A 7439-nucleotide genomic window follows, 5' to 3' on the forward strand; every position below is an offset into this window, starting at 1 on the left:
TTGATTTTACAAATATTCGGTAAATAATTATAATATTACTATAAAATACATTATCAGACGTAACTATCCAAAATTTCCACATTTCTAAGTAAAGGGAGGAAAGTTTATGAAAAAACGATTTTTAAGTTTATCACTGGCTTTGTGTATGGTTTTGACGGCCTGCGGAAGCGGAGGTGAAGAAAAGCAGACTACGGATGGATCCTCACCAGCCCCTTCAGAGACCTCATCAGAATCCGCATCCGCCGGAGTGGAAAAGGGACCTGTGCAGACATCAGACACTGAGAAAGTCTCGTCCAAGGATACTCTGGTAGTTGCCTTTGATAGAGAGCCTGCAACTCTGGACCCTCTTGGAAACAATGTAACGGTAAAGCGTATGATCGAAGGCAGCATTTTTGATACGCTCTTAGAATTTAATGAAAATATGGAGCCATCCCCTTGTCTTGCTGAAAGCTGGGAGCAAATAGACGAGCTGACCTGGAAATTCAATCTTAGAAAAGATGTGAAATTCCATAATGGTGATCCTCTGACCTCTAAAGATGTAAAATTCAGTTTCTTAAGGGTCGGCAACGGAACTTTAGGAAATGATGCTGCCACACAGTTCGATCCAAATGGATACGAAACTCCTGACGATTACACATTTATCTTAAAAACCCTGGAACCATGGGCATTCACAGAAGCCCAGGTATGTTCCGAAGCTCTCAGCATTGTTCCAGAAAAAGTAGTAACCGAAATGGGGGACGATGCATTCGGACGTGCTCCTGTCGGAAGCGGCGCATATAAATTTGTCTCCTGGACCGCTGGCGATAATATTACGGTAGAAAGAAACGATGAATACTGGAGAGATAAATCCATCTTAAAAACAATCAAATTCCGGATCATCACCGAAGCCGCCAGCCGTACCATCGACCTGGAAAGCGGAGGCGTTGACATCACTCTTGGGCTTCCTACCACTGACGCAGACCGTATTGAAGAAAATCCAGATACCCAGCTTATCGTCAGCACTGGTGCTACGGATCGTTATATTGCCTTCAACTGCCAGAAGGACGTTTTTAAAGATAAACGCGTCCGCCAGGCATTAAACTACGCAACTGATAAAGAATCCATCCGTGTGGTATGCTACGGAGAGAATACCTCAGAAACTATGGACAGTGTGGTTCCAAGCACACTTCCAGGACATATTTCTTCTCTTAAACAGTACGATTATGACATTGAAAAAGCGAAGGAGCTTTTAAAGGAAGCCGGTATGGAAAATGGCTTTGAAGTAGAATTTATGTATCTTGCCAATTCCACCAATAATATGCTGGCAGAACTCCTCCAGCAGATGTGGAGCCAGGTAGGCGTTACGCTTGTATTAAAGCCCACTGAATCCGGAGCACTGACCACATCCTTAAATAAAGGGGAGCAGGAACTGTGCTGTGCTGGTACAAGTTACAGCCTGTTTGAAGCAGGCGCCGGATTATATAATATGTTCCACACTGAAAGAATGTATTCCGGAAGTGCCCGCTCCAATCTCTCAAGCCCGGAAGTGGACAAGGTCCTCGATGAGATCAATATAACCTCAGACGCAGAAAAGCGTGCAGAGCTTGTTGGACAGGCCCAGGAACTGATTCATGAAGAATCTCCATTTATTTATATTGCTTTTACAAAAAACATCATCGGCGCTGGAAGCAAAGTACGCGGATTTGTTCCTACTCCCACAGCCATGTATGATTTCAGAACTGTATACTTCGTAGAATAATCTTACTAATCTGACTCGGACTGACTGATTCCGGGAACCTTTCTGGGATAGATGATATTCTTTTATACCAGAAGGTTCCCGGCTATTACAGAGAAAGGAGGTTCCAACATGCTGAAATACATCGGCCGGCGGCTGCTCATGATGATCCCAGTCATGCTGGGAGTTATTCTGATTGTTTTTACTTTAATGTATATCACTCCCGGTGACCCTGTGGATACACTTCTTGGAGATGATGCAACTCCTGAAATGGCAGAACAGCTGCGGGAAGAACTTGGACTCAACGGTACCTATATTGAACGGTTAGGTAAATATCTGGTAAATCTGGCCCACGGAGATCTCGGGATCTGTTACTCCACAAAGCAGCCTGTCATGGACCGAATTATCCAGACCTTTCCCAATTCTCTAAAACTTGCGGGATGCTCTGTGCTTCTTTCTGTTGCGATTGGGCTGACTCTTGGTATCGTATCTGCTGTAAAGCAGTATTCTCTTTTTGATAATATCGCTATGACTCTGGCCATGATCGGAAATGCCATGCCGAACTTCTGGCAAGGACTCCTCCTAATGCTTCTGTTCGCGCTGCACTGGAAGATACTCCCAGCATCTGGCTTTGATGGATGGACATATATGATCCTTCCCGCGATTACCATTGGTACCAGTTCTGCAGCGGCTGTCGCCAGAATGACCCGATCCAGTATGCTGGAGGTCATCCGGCAGGACTACATTACAACTGCTGAGGCAAAGGGCCAGACGGAACTGAAAATCATTATCTTCCATGCCCTTAAAAATGCCCTGATTCCTGTTATTACCACCATCGGCATCCAGTTTGGCCATCTTCTTGGCGGTGCTGTGCTGACAGAATCCATTTTTGCAGTGCCAGGCGTTGGAAAGATGATGGTTGATGCCATCAAGGCAAGGAACTATCCCGTTGTCCAGGGCGGTGTACTTATGGTAGCCCTCACATTCAGCCTTGTAAACCTGGCCGTGGATATCCTGTACGCTTTTGTTGATCCACGAATCCGTTCACAGTACAAGTAAGGGGGTGGCAATATGGAAAAAACAAAGGATTTAACATCATCCTCTGAGGCTGGTTCCATCAAAAAACGAAGTCAGGTCAAGGAGGTATGGAGACGGTTCTGCCGAAATAAACAGGCCATGGTCGGTATGTGCATGCTTCTTCTGCTGATCTTTGCCGCTATTTTTGCTGACATCATAGCGCCCTATGATCCCGTGGAGCAGGACATTATCAACCGTTTAAAACCACCGTCATCTGCCCATTGGTTCGGAACCGACGAACTGGGACGCGATATTTTCAGCCGTATTCTCTATGGAAGCCGTATTTCCCTCACTGTCGGTCTGATTGCCGTAGGACTCTCCAGCATTGTTGGCTGCGCCCTTGGAGCCATAGCTGGATATTATGGCGGCGTACTTGACAATATAATTATGCGATGTACTGACGTACTAATGGCAATTCCCAGCATTCTTCTAAATATTTCCATTGTAGCAGCGTTGGGAACCGGACTCCAGAATGTAATGATCGCCATAGGAATTTCCAGTGTTCCTGCCTACTGCCGTATTATGCGTGCATCCCTTCTTTCATTGAAGGAACAGGAATTTGTAGACGCTTCCCGTGCAGCCGGGGCCAGTGACGTTCATATTATCATCCATCATATTCTTCCAAACAGCCTTGCCCCTCTGATCGTTCAGGCGACTTTAAAAATTGGCGGTGCGATTCTTTCCTGTGCCAGTATGAGCTTTATCGGCCTCGGGATTGTACCTCCTACACCAGAGTGGGGCGCGATGCTCTCCACTGGAAGGGATTTTTTAAGGGATGCGCCGCATCTGACTGCTTTCCCTGGAATGGCTATCATGTTCGCTGTATTTGCCATGAACTTAATGGGTGATGGGCTGCGGGATGCGCTGGATCCCAAGCTGAAAAACTAGGGGGTGAATCTGAATGAATGAGCACACAAACCTTTTAGAAATTAAGGACCTTACAGTGCACTATGTGACTGTGGACGGTACCGTCCATGCTGTTGAAAATCTGAATCTTACTCTTCCCGAAGGAAAAACCCTGGGACTGGTGGGGGAAACAGGCGCTGGAAAAACTACAACCGTTAAAGCAATCATGCAGATTCTCCCGGATCCGCCTGCAAAAATCCTAAATGGAGAAGTAATTTTCTGCGGGGAAGATCTTCTGAAAAAAAACAAAAAATCCATGAGAAAAATCCGTGGAAAACAGATTTCCATGATCTTCCAGGACCCCATGACCTCTCTGAATCCTGTGATCACAGTTGGAGAACAGATTATGGAGGTAATCCGGCTCCACGATAAAAAAATGAGTAAGAAGGATGCTTATACCAAGGCCTGCGAAATGCTGGAACTTGTAGGAATTAAAGCGGACCGGGCTGGCGATTATCCGCATCAGTTCTCCGGAGGTATGAAACAGCGTGTGATCATTGCCATGGCTCTGGCATGTAACCCCAGACTTCTTATTGCAGATGAACCCACCACTGCTTTGGATGTTACGATCCAGGCGCAGGTGCTGGAGCTGATGAGAAAACTTAAGGCCAAATACCAGACCTCCATGATCATGATCACCCACGATCTGGGAATCGTAGCAGAAATATGTGACTATGTAGCCGTTATGTACGCCGGTGAAATTGTAGAATACGGAAACAGAGAGCAATTATTCCATCGTCCATCCCATCCTTATACAAAAGGCCTGTTTGCATGTATTCCAAATCTGATGGAGGAAGAGACTACATTGATTCCCATTGAAGGGATGACCCCTGATCCTACAAATCTTCCAACTGGCTGCCGTTTCCATCCCCGCTGTCCATATGCGACAGAAGAATGTTCAAAAACGAATCCTGCCAGTAAGGAAATCGAAAATGGGCACCATGTCAAGTGTCTGCACATATAAAGGAGGGATTGACCATGAGTGAAAATATATTGGAAGTCCGTCATTTGAAAAAATATTTTCCGACCAAACGCGGACTGCTCCATGCGGTTGACGATGTAAATTTCTCCATTAAAAAAGGTACTACCATGGGGTTGGTCGGAGAATCCGGATGCGGAAAGTCAACGGTTGGCCGTCTGATCTTAAGGCTTACGGAAGCGACAGATGGGGAAATCCTCTTTTATGACGACGATATCAGAAAATACGACCGTGAAAAAATGCGTCACACACGGAGAAGGCTCCAGATTGTTTTCCAGGATCCCTACGCTTCTTTAGACGGAAGAAAAAGCATTTTTGAAAGTATCGCCGAGCCTCTCCAGGTTCAAAAAATATATCAGAACAAAAAAGAAATGGAAGAAAAAGTTTATGAGCTCATGGCTACTGCCGGCCTTGCCAGACGCCTTGCCAATTCATACCCTCATGAACTGGACGGCGGCAGAAGACAGCGTGTTGGAATTGCGCGGGCCCTGGCCTTAAACCCAGACTTTCTTGTTCTCGATGAGCCGGTTTCCGCATTAGATGTCTCTATTCAGGCGCAGGTATTGAATCTGATGGAACAGCTCCAGGAACAGATGGGACTCACCTATTTGTTTATTTCCCATGATCTAAGCGTTGTAAAACATATCAGTGATGAAATCGCTGTTATGTATCTGGGACAGATTGTTGAAAAAGCTGAATGCAAGGATCTTTTTAAGCATCCATCCCATCCTTATACCCAGGCTCTGCTGAGTGCAGTTCCAATCCCATCGATTGATTATCATGTGGACCGGATCGTGCTGGAAGGTGATGTCCCAAGTCCCATCAATCCATCCCCTGGCTGCCGCTTTGCCGGAAGGTGCCGTTTCTGCAAGGAAAAATGCCGTCACGAAACACCCGAATTAAAGGATATTGGAAATGGTCATATGGTTGCCTGCCATTTTGTGGGTGAATTCTAAATCAAAAGATGAGAAAGGAAGAAAATATGGAACTGCGATTGGAATCTTTCGTTCAGGATACAATTAAAAGAAAGCTGGATCTATACCATGTAGTCGTCCGTCAGCATGGAGAAATCATTGGTAAATTTGACTGGCGTGAAAACCGCAGGGAGGACATTCATTCTGTCAGCAAAAGTTTTCTCAGCATCGCCATCGGTATTGCCATTGATGAAGGGATCCTCCGGTTGGATGAAAAACCAGCTGAGATATTTTCTGATAAGCTTCCGGAAAGTCCATCCGAAAACTTACAGGCAATGACGATCCGAGATATGATCATGATGGCTACCGGACATGACCATTTTATTCTGCAAGGCTATTCTGCTTCTGATGACCGGCCTGTCAGGGATGCCATTGAAAATGACGACTGGGTTCAGTATGCTCTGGAATTTGACGTTCCGTATAAACCCGGGACCTACTGGAAATATAATAATTTCGGCCCATATCTGGCATCCGTTATCATTCAGGAACGGACCGGGGAACGTCTTGTGGATTGGTTAAAGCCCCGTCTGTTCACTCCCCTCGGCATACGCAATCCTCAGTGGCTGGAATCTGTAAAAGGATATACTCTGGGATGCGGCGGGCTTCATCTTTCCACAGAAGAATTATCCAGATTTGGGCAGCTTTGTCTTAATAAAGGCCAATGGGAAGGAAAGCAGCTGGTTTCTGCCTCCTGGATCGAGGAAGCCACTGCCTGCCAGATTTCTAATAAAATCGAGGGAAAAGTCCAGCATCCCGATGAATGCGCCGGATATGGATACTTTTTCTGGAGATGTTCCAGAGATAATGCATACTGTGGAAATGGTTATGCCGGACAGAGAATTTTTGTCTTACCGGAGCAGGATGCCTGTATTGCTGTTACTGCCCATGAATTTAACTCTGGATCTGTTTCTGACTGCGTATGGAACCATATCGTTCCCCAGCTAAAATAAAACCTTACATAGACGGATCCGATGTCCCCAGTTCCTTCCCAGGCACTGGGGACAATCTGTATATTTCCATCCATAACATATCTATCTTTATTTGCAGGAATACTTACAATCCATATCCGCAGCACTAACAGGTCAATCATCTATAATCCGTGCAAATCTTGCATAGGGTTGTGCTATCTGCTACAATAACACTACTATCTAAATTCCTTTTTCATAATATATCAGCCAAAGGAGGACTCCCTATGTTCCGCAGTATGAGGCGTTCCAGACAGCAGCTGGAAAACGATGAAACCATTAAAATCCTGCGTTCCGGCACCACCGGCGTTCTTGGACTGACCGGTGACGACGGCTATCCCTATACGGTTCCCATCAACTATGTATACGAGGATGGGAAAATTTATTTTCATGGTGCGAGATCGGGCCACAAATACGATTCCATAAAAAACCATGACAAGGTGTCCTTATGCGTAATTGAAAAAGAGGACATTATAAAGGAGGAGCTTACCACATATTTTCGCAGCGTGATCCTGTTCGGACGTGCCAGGATCCTGGAAACAGACGAGGAGATCCTCCATGCCGCCAGGGTCTTCAGCCTCCGATACAACGCAGACCGGGATTTTGTGGAAAAAGAGATCCAGAACGAATGGAGCAATCTGTGCTGTGTGGAGATTTCCATTGAGCATATGACCGGGAAAGAGGCCATCGAGCTGACCCGTGCCCGCAGCAATGAAGTGCTATACTAATGTTGTAACAGGAGTGGCTAATAAGATATAATCAATCTTATAAAGAAAAGAGGTACACATTATGCCACAGAGTTACACCCCTGAATTTAAAAAGAA

The 7439-nt window shown here is 45.7% G+C and carries 7 protein-coding genes; all 7 read left to right on the forward strand.

Features of this window, described 5'->3' with window-relative positions; genetic code table 11:
* Window positions 1-106: 106 nt before the first annotated feature.
* Window positions 107-1738: an ABC transporter substrate-binding protein gene (locus OCV69_RS14005; RefSeq protein ID WP_158359931.1), complete on the forward strand. Its 1632-nt coding sequence runs from the start codon at window positions 107-109 to the stop codon at window positions 1736-1738.
* Between the two features lie 108 nt (window positions 1739-1846).
* Complete coding sequence (locus OCV69_RS14010; protein ID WP_158359933.1) at window positions 1847-2773, forward strand: ABC transporter permease; 927 nt, start codon at window positions 1847-1849, stop codon at window positions 2771-2773.
* A gap of 12 nt (window positions 2774-2785) precedes the next feature.
* Window positions 2786-3679, forward strand: a complete 894-nt coding sequence (locus tag OCV69_RS14015; protein ID WP_158359935.1) for an ABC transporter permease — start codon at window positions 2786-2788, stop codon at window positions 3677-3679.
* Between the two features lie 13 nt (window positions 3680-3692).
* Complete coding sequence (locus OCV69_RS14020) at window positions 3693-4661, forward strand: ABC transporter ATP-binding protein (protein ID WP_158359937.1); 969 nt, start codon at window positions 3693-3695, stop codon at window positions 4659-4661.
* Window positions 4662-4675: 14 nt separating this feature from the next.
* Window positions 4676-5632 (forward strand): ABC transporter ATP-binding protein, encoded by a 957-nt coding sequence (locus OCV69_RS14025; RefSeq protein ID WP_158359939.1) that lies wholly within the window; start codon window positions 4676-4678, stop codon window positions 5630-5632.
* 26 nt (window positions 5633-5658) lie between these two features.
* Window positions 5659-6600, forward strand: a complete 942-nt coding sequence (locus OCV69_RS14030; protein ID WP_262563166.1) for a serine hydrolase domain-containing protein — start codon at window positions 5659-5661, stop codon at window positions 6598-6600.
* A gap of 242 nt (window positions 6601-6842) precedes the next feature.
* Window positions 6843-7343 carry a pyridoxamine 5'-phosphate oxidase family protein gene (locus tag OCV69_RS14035; protein WP_158359943.1) on the forward strand — a complete coding sequence of 167 codons (501 nt, stop codon included), beginning with the start codon at window positions 6843-6845 and terminating at the stop codon, window positions 7341-7343.
* The last annotated feature ends 96 nt before the right edge of the window (window positions 7344-7439 follow it).

It is taken from the genome of Alitiscatomonas aceti (assembly GCF_025567195.1).
Taxonomy (GTDB): Bacteria; Bacillota; Clostridia; order Lachnospirales; family Lachnospiraceae; genus Alitiscatomonas; species Alitiscatomonas aceti.

Bases quoted from the DNA above. Each gene is read 5' to 3' on its own strand.
- OCV69_RS14005 (WP_158359931.1), top strand. From the start codon at position 107: ATGAAAAAACGATTTTTAAGTTTATCACTGGCTTTGTGTATGGTTTTG.
- OCV69_RS14010 (WP_158359933.1), top strand. From the start codon at position 1,847: ATGCTGAAATACATCGGCCGGCGGCTGCTCATGATGATCCCAGTCATG.
- OCV69_RS14015 (WP_158359935.1), top strand. From the start codon at position 2,786: ATGGAAAAAACAAAGGATTTAACATCATCCTCTGAGGCTGGTTCCATC.
- OCV69_RS14020 (WP_158359937.1), top strand. From the start codon at position 3,693: ATGAATGAGCACACAAACCTTTTAGAAATTAAGGACCTTACAGTGCAC.
- OCV69_RS14025 (WP_158359939.1), top strand. From the start codon at position 4,676: ATGAGTGAAAATATATTGGAAGTCCGTCATTTGAAAAAATATTTTCCG.
- OCV69_RS14030 (WP_262563166.1), top strand. From the start codon at position 5,659: ATGGAACTGCGATTGGAATCTTTCGTTCAGGATACAATTAAAAGAAAG.
- OCV69_RS14035 (WP_158359943.1), top strand. From the start codon at position 6,843: ATGTTCCGCAGTATGAGGCGTTCCAGACAGCAGCTGGAAAACGATGAA.